Raw genomic sequence first — 19,681 nt, 5'->3', positions numbered from 1 at the left:
CAACGTCATTAAAGTATCATGAATCGGCGTCGAACGGCCCCAAAAGAGGCCGTATTGGATACATCAATATAATCGCATACTACGGCATGAGCGGCCGGCGTATAAAGGTCTCGTGGTTGCACTCCAGACAGCTGGTCAGTACCTCCGGGTGGGTCACTTCGTGGGTATGGGCGCACAGGGTGCAATCGTAGAGACCCGGCCCTACCACCTCACCGGCCCGGTATTCGCCGTGATGCTCCAGCTCAGAGGCCAGCTCCCGCCATTCGAGCTGGCTCTTGTCGGTCACATCGGCCAGCCAGCCCCACACGGTTTCCTTGATGCGGCGATAGAAGAGGCTGTCACGAAATTCGTCGCCGCTGTCTTCCATTTCCGCCAGATCCCGCTTCACATACTGGGCAATCAGCGCCAGTTCGTCCTTGGTCAGATCGCCGGCGGCTTCCATGTAAGCCTGGGTGGTTTCTACCATGTCCCTGATGCTGGTGTTTTCGGTCTGCTGCCACTGGCGGTGCAGCTCCTCGACGAAGGCGTCGTAGCCTTTCTTGTGTTTTTGCTCTTTATTATCCATGTTCCCCCCTTGGATGCGCGGTACCAGGAGGAGCGGCTATTGTTGCCCTCCCCCCCCTGGGGTATTCTATGGCGATTTATCGCCGTGGTTTATCACCCATTTCACAGATCCGGATGTCACTAATGCAAGAGCAATACATTCCCCAGAACATTGAGCCCGCAGTGCAACGCTTGTGGGCCGAGCAGCAGACCTTCAAGGCCACCGAACAGCCGGGCAAAGACAAGTTCTACTGCCTATCCATGTTTCCCTATCCTTCCGGTCGACTGCACATGGGGCATGTACGTAACTACACCATAGGTGACGTTATCTCTCGCTACCAACGGCTGCAAGGCAAAAACGTGCTGCAGCCCATCGGCTGGGATGCCTTTGGCCTGCCCGCCGAGAACGCCGCCATCAACAACAAGACGGCACCGGCGCCCTGGACCTATGAAAACATCGATTACATGAAGAACCAGCTCAAGCGGCTGGGCTTCGGTTATGACTGGGATCGGGAACTGGCCACCTGCACTCCCGAATATTACCGCTGGGAGCAGTGGTTCTTCACCAAGCTGTATGAAAAAGGCCTGGTCTACAAGAAGACTTCGTCCGTCAACTGGTGCCCGCACGATGAAACCGTGCTGGCCAACGAGCAGGTCAACGACGGCTGCTGCTGGCGTTGTGACACCCCGGTGGAGCAGAAAGAAATTCCCCAGTGGTTCATCAAGATCACCGAATACGCCGACGAATTGCTCAAGGACATCGACAACCTGGACGAGTGGCCCGAGCAGGTCAAGACCATGCAGCGCAACTGGATTGGCCGCAGCGAAGGCGTCACCCTGAGCTTTGCGGTTGCCGAGCAGGACCAGTCCTTCGAAGTCTATACCACTCGCCCCGACACCCTGTTTGGCGTGACCTATGTCGGCATTGCCGCCGGTCATGCGCTGGCCACCCAGGCTGCCGAGAACAATCCGGCCCTGGCCGCCTTCATCGAAGAATGCAAACACCACAAGGTGGCCGAGGCCGAAATGGCCACCATGGAGAAGAAGGGCATGGCCACCGGTTTGTACGCGGTTCACCCGCTGACCGGCAAGCAGGTGCCGATCTGGGTCGCCAACTTCGTGCTGATGGATTACGGCTCCGGTGCCGTGATGGCGGTGCCCGCCCACGATCAGCGTGACTTCGAGTTTGCCACCCAGTACGGCCTGGACATCACACCGGTGATCAAGCCCGCCGACGGCGACGAGCCGGACCTCGGTGACGCCGCCTATATCGATAAGGGCGTGCTGTTCAACTCCGGCGAGTTTGACGGTCTCGACTTCGATCAGGCCTTCAATGCCATCGCCGATACCCTGATTGCCAAAAATCTGGGCCGTCGCACCGTCAACTTCCGTCTGCGTGACTGGGGCGTGAGCCGCCAGCGTTACTGGGGCGCGCCCATTCCGATGCTAAACCTGGAAGACGGCTCGGTCGTCGGCGTACCGGAAGCAGACTTGCCGGTGATACTGCCGGAAGACGTGGTGATGGACGGCATTCAGAGCCCGATCAAGGCCGACCCCGAATGGGCCAAGACCAGCTATAACGGCCAGCCGGCACGGCGCGAAACCGATACCTTCGACACCTTCATGGAGTCGTCCTGGTATTACGCCCGTTACTGCAGCCCGGAATACGATCAGGGCATGCTGGATGTGGAAAAAGCCAACTACTGGCTGCCGGTGGATCAGTACATCGGCGGCATCGAACACGCCTGTATGCACCTGCTGTACGCCCGCTTCTTCCACAAGCTGCTGCGCGATACCGGCCTGGTCGAGTCCGACGAGCCCTTCAAGCGCCTGCTGTGCCAGGGCATGGTACTGGCCGACGCCTTCTACCATACCGATGAAAAAGGCGCCCGCACCTGGGTCAGCCCGCTGGATGTCACCATGGAGCGGGACGAAAAGGGCCGGGTCAAGCGCGCGCTGGATAAAGACGGTCGCGAGCTGGTACACACCGGCATGACCAAGATGTCCAAGTCCAAGAATAACGGCATCGATCCGCAGGTGATGGTCGACAAGTACGGCGCCGATACCGTGCGCCTGTTCATGATGTTCGCCTCCCCCGCCGACATGACCCTGGAATGGTCCGACTCCGGCGTCGAAGGCGCGCTGCGCTTCCTCAAGCGCCTGTGGAAACTGGTGTTTGAACACCAGGCTCTGGGTGAGGTTGCCGCGCTGGATGTGGCCGCATTGAGCAACGATCAGAAGGCCCTGCGCCGCGACGTGCACAAAACCATTGCCAAGGTGAGCGACGATGTCGGTCGCCGCCAGACCTTCAACACCGCCATCGCCGCCATCATGGAGCTGATGAACAAGCTGACCAAGGTCGAGATGAGTGACGCACAAAACCGCGCCCTGCTGCAGGAAGCGCTGGAAGCGGTCACCATCATGCTGCACCCCATAGTGCCGCACACCTGTTTCGAACTGTGGCAGGCACTGGGCCAGAGCGATATCGATCACGCTCAGTGGCCGGTGGCCGATGCCGATGCCCTGGTAGAAGACGAGAAACTGGTGGTGGTGCAGGTCAACGGCAAGGTACGTGGCAAGATTACCGTCGCCGCCGATGCCAGCCGGGAAGCGGTAGAAGCCGCCGGCCAGGCCGACGACAACGTGGCCCGTCACCTGGACGGCAAGACGGTACGCAAGGTGATCTACGTGCCCGGCAAGCTGCTGAACATCGTCGCGAACTAACTCGTCGCGCACTAAGAAACGTGAGGGGTGAGGAGTCAGGCGTGAGGGGGTTATACCTCGCGCCTCACACTTCGCCCCTCACCATCTGTCGTAGGGTCGATTTCAATCGACCAATGACCGTGACTCGCGGTCTGACTCGGTCGAATAAATTCGACCCTACCAAGAAACGCGAAGAGTAAGGGATAAGGAGTGAGGAGTCCCCCTCACCCCTCACGCTTTACCCCTATCGGTTAATTTTAAGGAGTTTTCATGCTCACTCGAATCAAGGCAGGGCTACTGATACTGCTGACGCTGCTGCTGACCGGTTGCGGCTTTCAGCTCAGGGGCGGCGACAACCTGGCGCCCGAGCTGCAGCGGCTGGCGCTGGTTGGCGACGACAAGACCCAGTTTTATCGGCTGGTGGCGGCCCGGCTGCAACGCGCCGGTGCGCAACTGGTCGAGCCCGACGCACTGACGCCGGTGCTGACTATTTCGGGTCTGGGACAGGGCAACAGCGTGGCCTCGGTCAACTCGCGGGCCGATGCGCTCGAATACGCCACCCGCTTCAACACCCGCTTTACCCTGGATATGCCCGACGAGCCGCGCCAGGTGTTCAATGTCACCTTCAACCGCAGCTTCCTCGATAAATCCGAGCAGGCACTGGCCTCCGGCCGGGAGCAGCAGCAACTGCGCGAGCAGATGGAATTCGAGGCGGCCGCGCAAATCGTGCGCCAGCTCAATCGCCTGTCGTTCTGATGCGTCTTTACCCGGAACAGCTGCCGCAACATCTGCAGGCCGGGCTGGCACCCTGCTATTTCATTTACGGTGACGAGCCGCTGCTGAAGCAGGAAGCGCTGGACACCCTGCGCCAGGCCGCCCGCACGCTGGGGTTTGACGAGCGTCACCGCTTCGATGCCGACGAGGGCCTGGACTGGGACGACATTTTCGATGCCAGTCAGTCGATGAGCCTGTTCAGTCAGCGCCAGATCATCGAGCTGCACCTGCCGGACAAGCTCGACAAAACCGGCTCGGATCGGTTGCGCGAACTGCTCAAACAATGTCACCCGGATTTATTGCTGCTCGTTACCGGCCCCCGGCTCAATCAGCAACAACAGAAGAGCGCCTGGTTCAAGGCGCTGACGGCGGCGGGCCCCCAGGTGCCGGTTATTACCCCGGATGCCCGGCATTTTCCCCGCTGGCTGAGCCAACGCCTGCACCAGCATGGCATGAGCGCCGAACCCGAGGCCCTGCGCTGGCTGGCCTATGCCTTCGAGGGCAACCTGCTGGCGGTAGTCGGCGAAATCGAAAAACTGGCCCTGCAAAATCTGCCGCAACCGCTGACACTGGCGCTGTTGCAGCAGCAGGTACAGCCCCATCATCAGTTCAATCCCTTTCAGCTGTTCGACCCCCTGTTGCAGGGCAAGGTCAAACGGGCCTGTCGCATCCTGCTGCAACTGCGCCAGGAAGGAATAGAAGCCGGCATGCTGTGCCATTTGCTGGCCCGGGAGCTGAGCACCCTGCAGCAACTGCAGCTGGGGTTGCAGGGCGGGCAGTCGTTTCATCAGCTGGCCGGCACCCTGCATGTCTGGTCCAGTCGCCAACCGATGATGCAGGCGGCCCTCGGCCGACTGCCACTGCCCAAGCTGCAGCAGTTGCAGTCCATGCTCGCCGCCGCCGACCGGGCCGTGGCCGCCTTCGATGACGACGAAGCCTGGCGCTGGCTGTACAGCCTGTGTGTCGGCTTTCTCGATGCGAAACCGCTGACTATTAATCCAAACATGTAAGGAGTGAGGTGTAAGACGTGAGGAGACAGTTCAACACACTCGGGGCCAAATTGCCGACGGCCTTCGCACTCGGCAAACGCTCCTTGCCCGCCTGTTCCCCCTTACCCCTCACGCCTCACCGCTTTCACGCCTCACCCTTCACGGAATAAACCATGAAAAAAGCCATCGGCCTGCTGGGCGGCACCTTCGACCCCATTCATATCGGCCATCTGCGCCCGGCCATCCATGTGCTGGAGCGACTGGAACTGGCCGAGGTGCGGCTGTTGCCTAATTATATTCCGCCCCACAGAGCCACACCCGACAGCGCACCGGCACACCGCCTCGCCATGGTAAAACTGGCGGCGGCACAAACCCCGGGGCTGACCGTCGACGACCGGGAACTGAGGCGCGACCGCCCCTCCTACACCATCGAGACGCTGATCGAGCTGCGTCGGGAATTTCCCCGGGTTCCCTTGTGCTTTCTGATGGGCATGGACTCCCTGTGCAGCCTGGATCGCTGGCATCGCTGGCAGGAGCTGCTCGACCATGCCCATCTGGTGGTCAGCCACAGGCCCGGCTGGATGCCCGAGTTCAACCCGACCATAGAAGCGCTGTATCAGGCCCACGGCACCCGGGACAGCGAGCAATTGCATCGCAAACCGGCCGGCTGTATTTATCTGATCGATAACCCGCAACTGGATATTTCCTCCACCCGGATTCGTGAATGCATTCGAGCCGGGAACAATCCGCAATATTTATTGCCTGACCCGGTCGCGGACTATATTCGAGATAAGGGACTCTATAACGGGCCCGTGTTATAATTCGCTGTCATTTTGAATTGAGGAGAACGCCCCCTTGCAAGGTCAAGAACTGCATACCTTCATCGTCGACAAGCTCGACGATCTGAAAGCCCGCGATATTCAGGTTCTGGATGTCAGCGGCAAGTCCACCATCACCGACTGCATGATCATCTGCTCCGGTAATTCCAGCCGCCATGTCAATTCCATCGCCGAGCACCTGGCCACCGAAGCCAAGCATGCCGGTCTGCACCTGATGTGTGTAGACGGTATGGACGCCGGAGAATGGGTACTGGTCGACCTGGGCGATGCCATCGTGCACGTAATGCAGGAAGAAACCCGCGACTTTTACCAGCTCGAAAAACTCTGGGGTGGCAACAGCGTCGGAGCCGTGGCCTGATGAAATTGCAACTGGTGGCGGTCGGCACCAAAATGCCGGCCTGGGTAACCGCCGGTTTTCAGGAATATCAGCGGCGTTTCCCTCGGGATCTGCCGCTTGAGCTGGTCGAGATCGCGGCCGGTAAACGCGGCAAGAATGCCGATATCGAGCGCATTCTGCACAAGGAAGGCGAGCAGATGCTGGCGGCGGTGGCCAAGTCGGCACGCATCGTCACCCTCGATATTCCGGGCCGTCCCTGGACCACGGAGCAAGTATCCGGCGAGCTGACCCGCTGGCAGCTTGACGGCCGGGATGTCGCCATTCTGATCGGCGGTCCCGAAGGGCTGTCGCCGGCCTGCAAGGCCGCCGCAGAACAATCCTGGTCGCTATCGCCACTGACGCTGCCTCATCCGCTGGTGCGGGTAGTGGCGGCAGAAAGCCTGTATCGCGCCTGGAGCATCAATAACAACCACCCCTATCACCGGGAATAATGATGGCAAAAGGCCGGGTAAAGATGCGCGATCATGGCGCCGAATCATCCCTGTACTGGCGCCGGGCGGTGATTGCGTTTATGGGCATAGTGATATTGCTGGGGGTATTGCTTGCCAATCTTTACCATCTGCAGATCAACGAACACCAGAGTTATCAGACCCGCTCCAACGATAACCGCATCAAGGTGCTGCCCATCGCCCCCACCCGCGGCCTGATCTTCGATCGCAACGGCGTGCTGCTGGCGGAAAACCGGCCCATCTACAGCCTGGAAATCATTCCCGAACAATCCCCTGATCTGGACACCACCGTCGACGAGTTGATTGCGCTGCTCGACCTGGATCCCGAGGTCAAGGCCCGCTTTCTGGCCGACGTGCGCCGCCAGCGCCGTTTCAACCCGGTGGTGCTGGTCAATCGCCTGAGCGAAGAGCAGGTGGCCCTGTTCAGCATCAATCAGCATAAATACCCGGGCGCGAACATCGAGGCCTATCTCAAGCGCTTTTATCCCTACCGGGATACCTTCACCCACGTGATCGGCTATGTGGCGCGTATCAACGACAAGGACGTGGCGCGCCTGCAGCAAGACAACAAGCTGGCCAACTACGCTGCCACCCGCGATATCGGCAAGCTGGGGGTAGAGCGTTACTACGAGGATCTGCTGCACGGCCAGGCCGGCTATCAGGAAGTCGAAGTCAACAACCGCGGCCGGGTGATCCGCACCCTCAAGTACCAGCCGCCGATACCGGGCAGCGATATCTATCTCAACGTGGATGTTGCGCTGCAGCAGAAAGCGCAGAAACTGATGGCCGAGCGCCGGGGGGCCGCCGTCATCATGAGTCCGAAAGACGGCAAGATACTGGCGCTGATTTCCAGCCCCAGCTACGACCCCAATCTGTTCGTGCACGGCATCAGCAGCCCACAATACCGGGAGCTACTTAACAACCCGGACCGCCCGCTGATCAACAGAGCCAGCCAGGGCATCTACGCTCCCGCCTCTACCGTCAAGCCGATGATGTCGGTCATGGGGCTGAACGAAGGCGCCATTACCCCCAGCACCCGTTTCTTTGGCGGACCCTATTTCCAGATCCCCAATACCAAGCGTAAATTCCGCGACTGGCGGCGCTGGGGCCACGGCTGGATGGATGTGTACCGGGCCATCGAAATCTCGGCCGATACCTTTTTCTACGATCTGGCCTACCGGGTGGGCATAGACAAGATCAACGATTACATGAGCCGCTTCGGCTTCGGCCAGTATTCCGGGGTCGATCTGCACGAAGAAACCAGCGGTACCATGCCGTCCCGCGACTGGAAACAGGCACGTCACAAGCAACCCTGGTATCAGGGCGACACCATCTCGATCGGCATCGGTCAGGGCTACTGGACCGCGACCCCGCTGCAACTTGCCCGGGCCGTCGCCATCATGGTGGACCACGGCGAAACGGTTCATCCCCGGCTGTTGCATGGCATCAAGGGACCCGAGGGCATGATCTCGATGCCGGTCAGTAAAGGTAATCCCATTCAACTGAAGCAAGACAGCTTCTGGGATGTGGGTCTTTCCGGCATGTACCGGGTAATCAACGGCAGAGAGGGCACCGCCCGGCGGGCCTTTGCCGATACCCCCTACAAGGCGGGCGGCAAGTCCGGTACCGCTCAGGTATTCGGCCTGGCCGAAAACCAGCAGTACGACCACGCCAGTACCAAGGAACATCTGCGCGACAACGCCCTGTTTGTGGCCTACGCACCCTTTGAAAATCCGGAGGTCGTCGTATCTGTGGTATTGGAAAACGCCGGTGGCGGCAGCTCACACGCCGCTCCCGTGGCCCGGGCTCTGCTCGATCTCTACATGATCCCCGAGCTATTGCAGGACCCCGAAGGCGAGGAACAGACGCATGAATAAACGACAGCACCGCCGCTCCCTGTCGGAGATATTGCACCTGGACTGGCCGCTGCTGCTGGCGCTGCTGACCCTGCTCGGCGCCAGCCTGGCCATTCTTTATTCCGCCTCCGGTGAAAGCCTGGACTCGCTTACTCGTCAGGGTCTGCGTATCGGCCTGTCACTGGTGGTAATGATGGTGCTGGCGCAATTACCGCCCGGCTTCTATGCCCGCTGGGCGCCACCGGTGTTTATGCTGGGGGTCATACTGCTGGTGCTGGTGCTGCTGGTCGGCGATATCGGCAAGGGGGCACAACGCTGGCTGGAATTGGGCTCCTTTCGCTTCCAACCCTCGGAAATCATGAAGCTGGTGATGCCGATGACCATCGCCGCCTATATCAGCCGCTATCCGCTGCCACCCAGCCTGTTGCATGTCTTTCTGGCACTGGGGCTGGTGCTGCTCCCCACCCTGCTGATCGCCAAGCAACCGGATCTGGGCACGTCTCTGCTGGTGGCAGCCTCCGGTTTTTTCGTCATTTTTCTGGCCGGCATGTCCTGGCGACTGATTATGGCCGCCGTGGCTGCCATTGCCGCCTTTCTGCCGGCCCTGTGGTTTTTTCTGATGCACGATTATCAGAAACGACGGGTTCTGACTCTGCTCAACCCGGAAAGTGACCCACTGGGCGCCGGTTATCATATCATCCAGTCCAAGATTGCCATTGGCTCGGGCGGACTCTGGGGCAAGGGCTGGCTGCAGGGCACCCAGTCGCAGCTGGAGTTTCTTCCCGAACGCCATACCGACTTTATCTTTGCGGTATTGAGTGAAGAGTTCGGCCTGGTTGGCGTCTGCCTGCTGATGCTGCTCTATCTGTTCATCATCTGGCGCGGCCTCTATATCTCGATGCAGGCCCAGGGGGCATTTCCCCGTCTGCTCGGTGGCGCCCTGACCCTGACTTTTTTCGTGTACGTGTTCGTCAATATCGGCATGGTCAGCGGCCTGCTGCCGGTGGTGGGAGTGCCCTTGCCCCTGATCAGTTACGGCGGTACCTCCATGGTGACACTGATGGCCGGATTTGGCATCCTGATGTCCGTGCATACTCATAAGCGCCTGTTGGCCAAATAAAAGGATTATCGAATGCGTCTTGCCCTTGTTTCTGCCGCCTTGCTGTCCACCACCTCGGTAACGGCCGCAGAGATGAATCCGGAACAGCAGCGCTGGCTCGACGAGCTGGCCGGCAAGTTCGAGTTGCCCGTCACCGAGTTGAACGACGCCATCACCCAGGCTACTTATCAGCAATCGATCATCGATGCCATGACCCGGCCGGCAGAAGCCAAGCCCTGGCACCAGTACAGCCCCATCTTTCTGACCGACAAACGTCTGCAGCAGGGCGTCGAATTCTGGCAGCAACATGCCGAACTGCTGGCCCGGGCCGAGCAGGAACTGCAGGTGCCGGCACAAGTCATTACCGCCATCATCGGGGTGGAAACCTTTTATGGCGCCCACATGGGCAGCCACAAGGTACTGGATGCGCTCTATACCCTGGGCTTCAACTACCCGCCCCGGGGCGAGTTCTTCCGCTCCGAGTTCGCCCATTACCTGCAACTGGCCAAAGAGCAGGACTGGACGCTGGATGAGCAGAAAGGCTCCTACGCCGGCGCCATGGGCATGGGCCAGTTTATTTCCTCCAGCTACCGTCATTATGCGGTCGACTTCGACTTCGACGCCGACGGCGAACGCAACCTGTTTCAGCCGGTCGATGCCATCGGCAGCGTCGCCAACTACTTTCACGAGCATAAATGGCAGCCGGGTGACGATGTCGCCTACCCGGCTAAAGTGACCGATACCGAGGCGGCCGACGCCCTGCTGAGTCCGGCACTGGAAATGAGCCACAGCTGGGCCGAACTGGCCGCCGCCGGTGTGGTCGTCGATCAGGAGCTGGCCGCCGATACGCCGGTCAAGCTGATCCGTCTGGACGGCGTCGACGGGCCGGAATATTGGGTGGTAAGACATAACTTTTACGTGATTACCCGCTATAATCGCAGCCCCTTGTACGCCATGGCAGTCTATCAACTCAGTGAGCAGCTTAAGCAGGCCTATGAACAGTCTCTCTAAATCCCTTTTGCCGTTGGCGGCACTGATGCTTGCCGCCTGCAGTTCCCAGCCTGATCCCGAACAGGGCCAGACCCAGGATGATGCCTACGATCGGGAAACCGCCGGCGGCCGGTATGCCCTGCGCCAGGACAAGCCACCGGGTGTGGCGCCCAACCTGGACCACGTCAAGGACGCGGTGCCGCGCTATGAACCCTATACCCGCCAGGGCAACAAGAACTACAACGTCTGGGGGCAGGATTACGAGGTATGGCAGGAAGTCGAGAACTACCAGGATGAAGGCATGGCCTCCTGGTATGGCGCCAAGTTCCACGGCTATCACACCTCCAACGGCGAGGTATATGACATGTATACCATGACCGCCGCCCACAAGAATCTGCCGTTGCCTTCCTTCGTGCGGGTCACCAACAAGGAAAACGGCAAACAGGTGGTGGTGCGGGTCAATGATCGCGGTCCCTTCCACGACGACCGGGTACTCGATGTGTCCTATGCCGCCGCCTACAAGCTGGGCATGCTCAATACCGGCACCGCGCCGGTGAAAATCGAGCTGATCAAGGTGGCACCCGACGGCCAGGAAACCCGCCTGGCAAAGGTCACCGAAGGTAAGCATATTCAGTTACTGGCCACCCGCTCTGCCGATAAAGCCAAGGAACTTGCTGCCCGCCTGAGCAAAGAGTATGGTTTCCCCGCCCGAGTCGAGCGCCAGTCTGAATGGTATCGCCTGCAGATGGGGCCTATTCCGGCCAATAAAACAGAAAACACCCTGACCCGGCTGATTGCCGAAGGGTATGCACAGGCCTATTTTCTGAACTGAACAGCCTGTTTTAATTCATCTTATACCGGCAGCCACTGCCTCTTTACACAGGGACCCAGCAGACGTTATGCGTATGGTTAACACTCTCCCCTCCTTATTCCTCGCCGCTTTTGTGTCCTTTACCACTCAGGCACAGACTCAGGGCCCCATGATTCCGGAGCCGCCGGCCATCGCTGCCAAATCCTATGTACTGATGGACTATTCCAGCGGCCAGGTACTGGTGTCGCACCAGGCCGACGAAAAACTGCCGCCGGCCAGCCTGACCAAGATGATGACCTCCTACATTCTGGGTCAGGCGCTGCAGGAAGGTAAGGTCAAGCGGGACGATCTGGTCACCATCAGCGAAGCGGCCTGGGCACAGAACTTTCCCGGCTCGTCGGTGATGTTTCTGGAAGTGGGCAAACAGGTCAGCATCGATCAGCTGAACCGCGGCATCATCATTCAGTCCGGTAACGATGCCACCGTGGCCGTGGCCGAACATCTGGCCGGCAGCGTCAATTCCTTTGCCGATCTGATGAATGGCTGGGCGGCGCGTCTGGGCATGAACGACAGTCACTTCGTCACCCCGCACGGCCTGCACAGCGACGACATGTATACCACCGCTTACGACATGGCGCGGCTGGGGCAGGCGCTGATCCGCGATGTGCCGGAAGAATATAAAATCTATGCCGAAAAATCCTTTACCTTCAATGGTATAACCCAGCACAACCGCAATACCCTGCTGTGGGATCAGTCGCTGAATGTCGATGGCATCAAGACCGGTCATGTCGAGGCCGTGGGGTATAACCTGGTGTCATCCGCCACCAAGGAAGACATGCGCCTGATCGCCGTGGTGATGGGAGCATCGAACGAACGGATGCGCGCCTCCGAAAGCAAGAAGCTGCTGACCTATGGCTTTCGCTTCTATCAGACCCTGACCCCGTATCAGGCGGGCAGCAAGCTGATGGATCAACGCATCTGGATGGGCGACAAGGACACCGTCGCCCTCGGCGTCGACAAGACGGTCGCGGTGACCATTCCCCGTGGCCAGGCTCAGAGCCTGGAAGCCGACTTTACCCTCGACAAGGCATTGAAAGCCCCGCTGGCCAAAGGCGAACAGGTCGGCACCCTGCACCTGAAGCTCGACGGCAAAGACGTGATAACCATGCCGCTGGTGGCGCTGGAAGAAGTCGAGCAGGGTGGCATCTTCAGCCGTCTGATCGACTACATCAAGTTGCTGGTTCAGGATCTGTTCAACTAAGCATCGCCGAGTCGGATAAACCACAAGCCGGAAGGAATGCGCTTCCGGCTTTTTTTATCACGACTCTTCTCTGGCTCGATGACTTGCCGGTTTCGAAACCGGCGATTTTATGATAAAAATGTGACATTGGTTATGGAACAGTCTCCATTACCCCCGAATACCGCACGTTGTAAAGGTTGCCATGAATACCAAATTTGATGAGTTGCTCGATTTTCCCTGCCGCTTTCCCTTCAAGATCCTGGGCCTGGCCGACGAGCGTCTGCCCGATATGGTGGTGGAAGTGCTGCAACAGCATGTGCCCGGTGATTACAGTCCCCAGGTTCGCCCCAGCAGCAAGGGTACCTACCATGCGGTGACCGTGCAGGTCACGGTACACAGCAAGGAACAGGTCGAATTGCTGTACCAGCAACTGGGTGAACTGGAACTGGTCAAGTACGTACTCTAGGACATAGTGATGCCGCAGGATAAGCTTACCGTCAGGCACTGGGGACAGGCCTCCTATGAACACGTCTGGCATACCATGCAGACGTTTACCGATCAGCGGGGCGAAGACACCCAGGATGAATTCTGGCTGGTCGAGCACCTGCCGGTGTTCACTCAGGGTCAGGCCGGCAAGGCCGAGCATATTATCAATGTCGGCGACATTCCACTGGTACAGACAGACCGCGGCGGCCAGGTTACCTATCATGGGCCCGGTCAGCTGGTGCTGTATCTGCTGGTCGATGTACGCCGCAAGAAACTCGGCGTTCGTCCCCTGGTCACCGGCATGGAAAGCGCCATCGTCAACCTGCTGGCCGATTATCAGATTGCAGCCTATGCCAAGCCCGATGCTCCCGGCGTTTATGTGGGAGACAGCAAGATTGCCTCGCTGGGGCTACGGGTACGCCGCGGCTGCTCTTTTCATGGACTGGCGCTGAACGTCAATATGGATTTGACTCCCTTTCTGCGGATCAACCCCTGCGGGTACGCCGGCATGGCCATGACCCAGTGTTGTGCCCTGGGCGGACCCCAGACTCTTGAAGAAGCTCAGTCCCGACTGGTACCCTTGCTGGCAGATCAGCTTGGTTATCAACATCTCTACTACACCACAGAGAAACTGAAATTATGAATAAACCTGTACGCGTAGAGCCCGGCGTAAAATTGCGTGATGCCGACAAGATGGCCCTGATCCCGGTCAAGTATATGCCGGAGGCAGACGAGGAAGTGTTGCGCAAGCCGGAGTGGATGAAGATCAAGCTTCCTCCCAGCAACCAGCGCATACAGAACCTGAAGAGCATCATGCGCGAGAACAAGCTGCATTCGGTCTGCGAAGAGGCGTCCTGCCCCAACCTGCCCGAGTGCTTCAACCACGGCACCGCCACCTTCATGATCCTCGGCGCCATCTGTACCCGCCGCTGCCCATTCTGCGATGTGGCCCACGGCCGCCCGCTGGCGGTGGATCCGGAAGAGCCGGCCAAGCTGGCCAAGACCATCAAGGAGCTGGGCCTCAAGTACGTGGTGATCACCTCGGTAGACCGGGACGATCTGCGTGACGGCGGTGCCCAGCACTTCGTCGACTGTATTCGCGCCATTCGCGAGCAGAGCCCGAACACCAGGATTGAAATTCTGACCCCGGACTTCCGTGGCCGCATGGATACCGCGCTGGAAATCTTCAAGGATACCCCGCCGGACGTGTTCAATCACAACCTGGAAACCGCCCCGCGCCTGTATCGGGTTGCCCGTCCCGGCGCCGATTACAAGTGGTCGCTGGAGCTGCTGCGCCGGTTCAAGGAAATGCACCCGCAGGTAGCCACCAAGTCCGGCCTGATGATGGGCCTTGGCGAAACCAACGAAGAAATCGCAGAGGTACTCAAGGATCTGCGTGCTCACAACGTCACCATGCTGACCCTGGGCCAGTACCTGCAGCCGAGCCGTCATCACCTGCCGGTGAAGCGCTACGTGCCGCCGGCAGAGTTCGACGAGCTGAAAGTGATTGCCGACAGCATCGGTTTCACCCACGCCGCCTGCGGCCCCTTCGTTCGCTCGTCCTACCACGCGGATCTGCAGGCCCAGGGTGTGGAAGTGAAGTAATCGCCCTACCCTGCATCAAAAAGGAGCCGAAAGGCTCCTTTTTTGTTGTTCACTTCAGACTCAGCAGTGAAAGTGCAGCAATCAACACTGCACAAGTCGACCAAAGGGGTCACGACGCCGACACGCTACAAGCACATCCATGTGAGCTCGGACATGCCATCCATGGCATGTCACGGTCGGCTCTGTGATCCCCTTTGCCTTCCTTTCGGCTTGGGAGTCGCCCGCAGGAGGTGCCAACCGGCAACGCCGATGTATCAAAGAGGACGGAGGGAGCTGCTCAGCCGACCATCCGCGCCACGGATGGCGCGGCTGAGCCTACAAGGATGTATGTACGGCGAGTCGGCGGAGCTGGCCCTTCGTCCTCTTTCCTGACTCAAACAACCGCCTCTCGGCATTTTGGGAGCGAGAAACAAAAAGGAGCCTTGCGGCTCCTTTTTAAACGACTTATCGGACGACTCAAGCCTGACGACGAGCGGTCACGGCGTCGGCCAGTCGCGCCAGCAGGACTTCGGTATCGTCCCAGCCGATGCAGGCGTCGGTGATGCTCTGACCATAGGTAAGCTCGCACCCCTCTTCCAGATCCTGACGGCCTTCCACCAGATGGCTTTCTACCATCACGCCCATGATCGCCTGCTCACCGGCGGCCAGCTGGGTGCAGACATCGTCACAGACCACCATCTGGCGCTGATACTGCTTGCTGCTGTTGGCATGGCTGAAATCGATCATCAGCTTCTGCGGCAATCCGGCTTTTTCCAGGCCGGCGCAGACCGTGGCCACGTGATCGGCGCTGTAATTCGGCTCCTTGCCACCGCGCAGAATGATATGGCAGTCCGGGTTGCCGGCGGTGGCAACAATGGCGGAATGGCCCAGCTTGGTCACCGACAGAAAGTGGTGCGAAGCGCTGGCGGCGCCAATGGCATCGGCCGCCACCTTGATGGTGCCGTCGGTACCATTCTTGAACCCGACCGGGCAGGACAGACCGGACGCCAGCTCACGGTGTACCTGAGACTCGGTGGTGCGGGCACCGATGGCGCCCCAGCTCATCAGATCTGCCAGATACTGCGGCGTGATCATGTCGAGAAATTCGCTGGCGGTGGGCAGGCCCAGATCGTTGAGATCCAGCAGCAGCTTGCGACCGGTGCGCAGGCCGTCGTTGATCTGAAAACTGTTGTCCAGATAAGGGTCGTTGATCAGCCCCTTCCAGCCGACGGTGGTGCGCGGCTTTTCAAAATAGACCCGCATCACGATTTCCAGCCTGTCCGCATAGTGATCGCGCAACACCTTGAGCCGCTTGCCATATTCGATGGCCGCCTCGGTGTCGTGAATGGAACAGGGACCGATCACCACCAGCAGACGATCATCTTCGCCAGCCAGCAGTCGGTGAATGGCCTGACGTGATTCGAATACGGTCGACGAGGCGGTATCGGTGGCCGGATATTTTTCCAGCACCGCTATCGGTGGAAGTAGTTCTTTGATTTCGTTAATGCGGATATCGTCGGTTTGAAAGTGCATGAGCAACCCTGCTTACATTACCGAGCCCCTGGCTCGCTTTTATCGGAAAAGACTGGTTTTCAATCTATCCCGCCCAGCGACGGCTGTAAACGCTCAATTACCCCATGGCCGCATTTGTTTGATAGGAAGTGCCAATTAATATGGCAACAAACAACTCATGGACAACAAAATGAAAACCATTATCATTCAACCACAACCCCGACACACTCAATAGATGGCTCAACATGCTTAAAACCGTCACCTTTGCCCTCGTGCATTTTACCGTGGCCTTCAGCGTCGCTTACCTGCTGTCCGGCGATTTACTGGTCGGCGGATTGATTGCGCTGGTCGAGCCCATGGTCAATACCGTCGCCTATTTCTTTCATGAAAAAGCCTGGAACAAATTCAACGCAACGGGTGCTTAAGCTGGACAACACAGGGCTTGCGATGTGAACATGCAGGCAGATTCCCTGTATGAGAAAAACCATGAGCTATATCCTGACCGACGCAGACAAAGCCGCCGCCCAGACCATGCGCGATGACGAACGTTTCAACCATTTCGTATCACGGGTGTGCGAGCACGACGAGCTCTGGATTCTGACCGACGAGCACGGTTGCATGATGCTGACCTCGGATGACGACGAAGACTGCATTCCGGTGTGGCCCCATGCCGACTATGCCAAGGAATGGGCCGTCGACGACTGGAGCCAGTGCAAACCCGAGGCCATCAGCCTCAAGGTCTGGCAAAGCCGTTGGGTACCCGGTATGGAAGATGACGAACTGATGGTCGCCGTGTTCCCCACCCCCGACGCCACCGGTGTGGTGGTCGAGCCGCGTGAGGTACAGGACGCCATCGATCGCAAGAAAAAACCGAGCCGGTATAACTGATGCATATCTGGGTTGATGCGGATGCCTGCCCCAAGGTGATTCGCGATATTCTGTTTCGCGCCGCCGAGCGTACCCGGACGCCGCTGACCATGGTCGCCAATCATCCGTTGCCGCTGCCGGGCTCAACCCTGATCAAGCAGTTGCAGGTGCCCAAAGGCTTCGATGTGGCCGACGATGAAATCGTGGCCCGTATCCAGCCCGGAGAAATTCTGATCACCGCCGATATTCCACTGGCAGCCGAAGCGCTGGCAAAAGACGCCCGGGTACTGAGCCCGCGCGGCGAACGGTATGACAAGGGCACCATCAGGGCCAAGCTGACCATGCGCGACTTTATGGATACCCTGCGTTCCAGCGGTGTACACACCGGCGGGCCGCCCACCCTGAGCCCCGCCGACCGTCAGACCTTCGCCAATCAGCTGGATCAGTTACTGCGTTAAATACAGCCGTAAGCGGTAAGAAAAATAAGCGCTATCTGTAGGATCGAGATCATTCGGGACATTCTGTACTTGTTGATGATGTTCCCGAATAAATTCGGCTCTACAAGACAGCTGGGCTGGATACGTAGGGTCGAATTCATTCGACCGATTCAACCAAAGCACTGCACTCTTTGGTCGATTAAAATCTACCCTACCAAAGAAAACTGTCAGTTTTTACTTACAGCTTCCAGCTGAAGGCTTATAGCTGTCATTGAGAGGTATACCATGTTCAAGTCCGTTATTATCCTGTTGAGTACCCTGCTGCTGAGCGCCTGTGCCGGACTCAGCCAGTACAGCGTCTCTGAAAACGAAGTTGAAAAATCGCTCTATACCCTGCTGGAGCAGCAGGCACCACGCTTTACTCAGGGCCTGGTAGAAACCCGCATCGACAACCTGGATCTGCAGATAGGTCCCGAAAACCGTCAGGTAGTGCGCCTCAACCTGCAGGGCGAAACCGCCATCAATGCGCTGATAGCCCGTTTTCCGGCGCAGCTGGATCTGGCCATCGAGGGGCGCCCGGTCTACGACCGCCAGCAGAACGCGATTTTTTTACGTGATATCAAGCTGCTGCAAAGCAAGGTTGACGCCTTCGGCTACCAGGGTGACATGACCGCCGCTTCTGCCGGCATGATGCAACTGCTGCGTTCGGTACTGGAAAACCAGCCGGTCTACCGACTCGACGACAGCCGCTACAGCTGGCTGAGCAAGGCGCCGGTGGCCATGGACATCGCCCCCGGCCGACTGGTATTCAGCCCCCGCTTCGGCGATTGATTGCCGACGGCATAATAGCTAACCGGATACGGAGTGATGGAAGGGTGTGCTCTTCCCCACTCCGTTCTATTCTCACGCACGCCCTGCCTCTCTATTCACCCTAAATAGCCGTAGCCTGTTGTCCGGCATTTGGCCTACAATGGCGGATAACCTCTACAAATCAAGCCAGATAAACAGGTAGGTGTGCTATTAGCTCTGCAGTCTTGATGGTGTTTATCCCCACCTTTTTCTTCGTCTCGGTCACGCCGGGCATGTGCATGACGCTGGCACTGTCGCTAGGGATGACGGTCGGGGTGCGTCGCACCCTGTGGATGATGGTCGGCGAGCTGGTTGGCGTGGGCCTGGTGGCTTGCCTGGCCGTGGTCGGTGTGGCGGCCATCATGCTGCAATATCCGCAACTGTTTCAATTGCTCAAGTACGGCGGCGGCCTCTACCTGGCCTGGCTCGGCATTCAGCTGTGGCGTTCCCGCGGCAAACTGGCCCTGAGCCCGGTGGATGCCGGCCCGCGTCATATACCGGCCCGCACCCTTATCAGCCAGGGCTTCATTACCGCCATCGCCAACCCCAAGGGCTGGGCTTTTTTCATCGCCCTGTTGCCTCCCTTTATCGACAACAAGGCGCCGCTGACCGGTCAGCTACTGATGCTGGTGTCGATCATCCTGTCGCTGGAGTTCATCTGTATGCTGCTCTACGCCACCAGCGGTCGCACCCTGAGCCGGGTACTGCAGCAAAAAGGCAAGGTCAAACTGATGAACCGTATCGCCGGCAGTCTGATGCTGGGAGTGGCCCTGTGGCTGGCCGTCGGGTAACAGTGGTTGACAGTCGGACAACAGCGGCCGGCCATGGCCTGATGCAACGCCAGCCCGGCTGGCTGGCGTTGCTGCTGGTGCTGATCGTCATCGGTCTGTGCCTGAGTCAACGAATGGGGGTGATGACCGCCTGTGCCTACTCGGCCCAGCAGCCAGAAAGCATCTCATCGTTTGCCCACGGCATACTCTCTGACCAGGGGACTGCCGCCGAGTCATCGAGCGCAAACAACAACGGCCAGTGCAGCCTGTCGGAACAACTGCTGAGCAAGGTCTGGAGTCAGCTCGAGCCGATGCTCACCGCCTTGCTGCTATTGTTGTCTCTCTGGCTGCTGGCACCTCGTGTCGGCTGGTACTGCCGCCTGTTACCCTCGCCACAACCTTATGCCGGCCGACGGCGACACCTGGTGCTGTGTGTATTCCGGGAATGAGATTAACGCCGCCATCTTGTAAGCTTGCGTTAATCCA

21 protein-coding genes and 1 pseudogene are annotated in these 19,681 nt (G+C 58.9%); 20 read left to right on the top strand and 2 right to left on the bottom strand.

The features are described from left to right. Nucleotides 1-79 precede the first annotated feature (79 nt). Nucleotides 80-565: a zinc ribbon-containing protein gene (locus ABD827_RS01605; protein ID WP_344961735.1), complete on the bottom strand. Its 486-nt coding sequence runs from the start codon at nucleotides 563-565 to the stop codon at nucleotides 80-82. Between the two features lie 122 nt (nucleotides 566-687). Between ABD827_RS01605 and leuS the strand changes: the two genes are divergently transcribed. From leuS to lipA, 14 genes are all read left to right on the top strand, one after another. Then, a complete protein-coding gene (leuS, locus tag ABD827_RS01600; protein ID WP_344961733.1) occupies nucleotides 688-3,267 on the top strand; it encodes a leucine--tRNA ligase in 2,580 nt (859 codons plus the stop codon). Nucleotides 3,268-3,516: 249 nt separating this feature from the next. Next, a complete protein-coding gene (locus ABD827_RS01595; protein WP_298719083.1) occupies nucleotides 3,517-4,002 on the top strand; it encodes an LPS-assembly lipoprotein LptE in 486 nt (161 codons plus the stop codon). Then, nucleotides 4,002-5,030, top strand: coding sequence for a DNA polymerase III subunit delta (gene holA, locus ABD827_RS01590; RefSeq protein ID WP_344961730.1), 1,029 nt, complete (start codon nucleotides 4,002-4,004; stop codon nucleotides 5,028-5,030). The genes ABD827_RS01595 and holA overlap by 1 nt, the downstream gene beginning before the upstream one ends. A gap of 152 nt (nucleotides 5,031-5,182) precedes the next feature. Next, nucleotides 5,183-5,830, top strand: a complete 648-nt coding sequence (gene nadD, locus ABD827_RS01585; RefSeq protein ID WP_344961728.1) for a nicotinate-nucleotide adenylyltransferase — start codon at nucleotides 5,183-5,185, stop codon at nucleotides 5,828-5,830. Nucleotides 5,831-5,864: 34 nt separating this feature from the next. Then, a complete protein-coding gene (rsfS, locus tag ABD827_RS01580) occupies nucleotides 5,865-6,206 on the top strand; it encodes a ribosome silencing factor (RefSeq protein WP_344961726.1) in 342 nt (113 codons plus the stop codon). Next, complete coding sequence (gene rlmH / locus ABD827_RS01575) at nucleotides 6,206-6,676, top strand: 23S rRNA (pseudouridine(1915)-N(3))-methyltransferase RlmH (RefSeq protein ID WP_298719075.1); 471 nt, start codon at nucleotides 6,206-6,208, stop codon at nucleotides 6,674-6,676. Before rsfS ends, rlmH begins: the two co-directional genes overlap by 1 nt. Nucleotides 6,677-6,678: 2 nt before the next feature. Then, a complete protein-coding gene (mrdA, locus tag ABD827_RS01570; protein WP_344961827.1) occupies nucleotides 6,679-8,571 on the top strand; it encodes a penicillin-binding protein 2 in 1,893 nt (630 codons plus the stop codon). Beyond that, the gene (gene rodA / locus ABD827_RS01565) at nucleotides 8,564-9,670 is read left to right on the top strand and encodes a rod shape-determining protein RodA (protein WP_344961724.1); all 1,107 of its coding nucleotides are present in this window, start codon (nucleotides 8,564-8,566) and stop codon (nucleotides 9,668-9,670) included. Before mrdA ends, rodA begins: the two co-directional genes overlap by 8 nt. 12 nt (nucleotides 9,671-9,682) lie before the next feature. Then, complete coding sequence (gene mltB, locus ABD827_RS01560) at nucleotides 9,683-10,660, top strand: lytic murein transglycosylase B (protein WP_344961722.1); 978 nt, start codon at nucleotides 9,683-9,685, stop codon at nucleotides 10,658-10,660. Then, nucleotides 10,644-11,471: a septal ring lytic transglycosylase RlpA family protein gene (locus ABD827_RS01555; protein ID WP_344961720.1), complete on the top strand. Its 828-nt coding sequence runs from the start codon at nucleotides 10,644-10,646 to the stop codon at nucleotides 11,469-11,471. The genes mltB and ABD827_RS01555 overlap by 17 nt, the downstream gene beginning before the upstream one ends. A 73-nt stretch (nucleotides 11,472-11,544) precedes the next feature. Then, on the top strand, nucleotides 11,545-12,711 hold the full coding sequence (locus tag ABD827_RS01550; protein WP_425567953.1) for a serine hydrolase: 1,167 nt from the start codon (nucleotides 11,545-11,547) through the stop codon (nucleotides 12,709-12,711). Between the two features lie 181 nt (nucleotides 12,712-12,892). Beyond that, on the top strand, nucleotides 12,893-13,156 hold the full coding sequence (gene ybeD / locus ABD827_RS01545; RefSeq protein WP_298719064.1) for a DUF493 family protein YbeD: 264 nt from the start codon (nucleotides 12,893-12,895) through the stop codon (nucleotides 13,154-13,156). A 9-nt stretch (nucleotides 13,157-13,165) separates the two neighbouring features. Beyond that, nucleotides 13,166-13,819, top strand: a complete 654-nt coding sequence (gene lipB / locus ABD827_RS01540; RefSeq protein WP_298719062.1) for a lipoyl(octanoyl) transferase LipB — start codon at nucleotides 13,166-13,168, stop codon at nucleotides 13,817-13,819. Further along, nucleotides 13,816-14,781, top strand: coding sequence for a lipoyl synthase (gene lipA, locus ABD827_RS01535; protein ID WP_298719060.1), 966 nt, complete (start codon nucleotides 13,816-13,818; stop codon nucleotides 14,779-14,781). The genes lipB and lipA overlap by 4 nt, the downstream gene beginning before the upstream one ends. A gap of 456 nt (nucleotides 14,782-15,237) precedes the next feature. On the opposite strand, the gene aroG is transcribed toward lipA, so the two are convergent. Then, nucleotides 15,238-16,293: a 3-deoxy-7-phosphoheptulonate synthase AroG gene (aroG, locus tag ABD827_RS01530; protein WP_344961716.1), complete on the bottom strand. Its 1,056-nt coding sequence runs from the start codon at nucleotides 16,291-16,293 to the stop codon at nucleotides 15,238-15,240. A gap of 224 nt (nucleotides 16,294-16,517) precedes the next feature. Between aroG and ABD827_RS01525 the strand changes: the two are divergent. From ABD827_RS01525 to ABD827_RS01500, 6 genes and pseudogenes are all read left to right on the top strand, one after another. After that, a pseudogene (locus tag ABD827_RS01525) lies at nucleotides 16,518-16,679 on the top strand (DUF2061 domain-containing protein); the annotation flags it as partial. Between the two features lie 79 nt (nucleotides 16,680-16,758). After that, nucleotides 16,759-17,160 carry a DUF2750 domain-containing protein gene (locus tag ABD827_RS01520; RefSeq protein ID WP_298719054.1) on the top strand — a complete coding sequence of 134 codons (402 nt, stop codon included), beginning with the start codon at nucleotides 16,759-16,761 and terminating at the stop codon, nucleotides 17,158-17,160. After that, nucleotides 17,160-17,597, top strand: a complete 438-nt coding sequence (locus tag ABD827_RS01515) for a YaiI/YqxD family protein (RefSeq protein ID WP_344961713.1) — start codon at nucleotides 17,160-17,162, stop codon at nucleotides 17,595-17,597. The genes ABD827_RS01520 and ABD827_RS01515 overlap by 1 nt, the downstream gene beginning before the upstream one ends. Before the next feature lie 264 nt (nucleotides 17,598-17,861). After that, nucleotides 17,862-18,407, top strand: coding sequence for a YceB family lipoprotein (locus tag ABD827_RS01510; protein WP_344961711.1), 546 nt, complete (start codon nucleotides 17,862-17,864; stop codon nucleotides 18,405-18,407). Nucleotides 18,408-18,613: 206 nt separating this feature from the next. Then, entirely contained in the window at nucleotides 18,614-19,216 is a 603-nt protein-coding gene (locus tag ABD827_RS01505) for a LysE family translocator (RefSeq protein WP_344961709.1), read from the top strand. 41 nt (nucleotides 19,217-19,257) lie between these two features. Next, nucleotides 19,258-19,644 carry a hypothetical protein gene (locus ABD827_RS01500; protein WP_344961707.1) on the top strand — a complete coding sequence of 129 codons (387 nt, stop codon included), beginning with the start codon at nucleotides 19,258-19,260 and terminating at the stop codon, nucleotides 19,642-19,644. Nucleotides 19,645-19,681 lie beyond the last annotated feature (37 nt).

Source organism: Oceanisphaera sediminis, from assembly GCF_039539745.1.
Classification (GTDB): Bacteria; Pseudomonadota; Gammaproteobacteria; order Enterobacterales; family Aeromonadaceae; genus Oceanimonas; species Oceanimonas sediminis.
This window is presented reverse-complemented; position numbering and strand designations above follow the sequence as displayed.

Bases quoted from the DNA above. Each gene is read 5' to 3' on its own strand.
- ybeD (WP_298719064.1), top strand. From the start codon at position 12,893: ATGAATACCAAATTTGATGAGTTGCTCGATTTTCCCTGCCGCTTTCCC.
- mrdA (WP_344961827.1), top strand. From the start codon at position 6,679: ATGGCAAAAGGCCGGGTAAAGATGCGCGATCATGGCGCCGAATCATCC.
- ABD827_RS01515 (WP_344961713.1), top strand. From the start codon at position 17,160: ATGCATATCTGGGTTGATGCGGATGCCTGCCCCAAGGTGATTCGCGAT.
- lipA (WP_298719060.1), top strand. From the start codon at position 13,816: ATGAATAAACCTGTACGCGTAGAGCCCGGCGTAAAATTGCGTGATGCC.
- nadD (WP_344961728.1), top strand. From the start codon at position 5,183: ATGAAAAAAGCCATCGGCCTGCTGGGCGGCACCTTCGACCCCATTCAT.
- mltB (WP_344961722.1), top strand. From the start codon at position 9,683: ATGCGTCTTGCCCTTGTTTCTGCCGCCTTGCTGTCCACCACCTCGGTA.
- ABD827_RS01520 (WP_298719054.1), top strand. From the start codon at position 16,759: ATGAGCTATATCCTGACCGACGCAGACAAAGCCGCCGCCCAGACCATG.
- ABD827_RS01595 (WP_298719083.1), top strand. From the start codon at position 3,517: ATGCTCACTCGAATCAAGGCAGGGCTACTGATACTGCTGACGCTGCTG.
- ABD827_RS01605 (WP_344961735.1), bottom strand. From the start codon at position 565: ATGGATAATAAAGAGCAAAAACACAAGAAAGGCTACGACGCCTTCGTC.
- lipB (WP_298719062.1), top strand. From the start codon at position 13,166: ATGCCGCAGGATAAGCTTACCGTCAGGCACTGGGGACAGGCCTCCTAT.
- ABD827_RS01510 (WP_344961711.1), top strand. From the start codon at position 17,862: ATGTTCAAGTCCGTTATTATCCTGTTGAGTACCCTGCTGCTGAGCGCC.
- ABD827_RS01555 (WP_344961720.1), top strand. From the start codon at position 10,644: ATGAACAGTCTCTCTAAATCCCTTTTGCCGTTGGCGGCACTGATGCTT.
- ABD827_RS01505 (WP_344961709.1), top strand. From the start codon at position 18,614: ATGGTGTTTATCCCCACCTTTTTCTTCGTCTCGGTCACGCCGGGCATG.
- holA (WP_344961730.1), top strand. From the start codon at position 4,002: ATGCGTCTTTACCCGGAACAGCTGCCGCAACATCTGCAGGCCGGGCTG.
- rlmH (WP_298719075.1), top strand. From the start codon at position 6,206: ATGAAATTGCAACTGGTGGCGGTCGGCACCAAAATGCCGGCCTGGGTA.
- rodA (WP_344961724.1), top strand. From the start codon at position 8,564: ATGAATAAACGACAGCACCGCCGCTCCCTGTCGGAGATATTGCACCTG.
- aroG (WP_344961716.1), bottom strand. From the start codon at position 16,293: ATGCACTTTCAAACCGACGATATCCGCATTAACGAAATCAAAGAACTA.
- ABD827_RS01500 (WP_344961707.1), top strand. From the start codon at position 19,258: ATGCAACGCCAGCCCGGCTGGCTGGCGTTGCTGCTGGTGCTGATCGTC.
- ABD827_RS01550 (WP_425567953.1), top strand. From the start codon at position 11,545: ATGGTTAACACTCTCCCCTCCTTATTCCTCGCCGCTTTTGTGTCCTTT.
- leuS (WP_344961733.1), top strand. From the start codon at position 688: ATGCAAGAGCAATACATTCCCCAGAACATTGAGCCCGCAGTGCAACGC.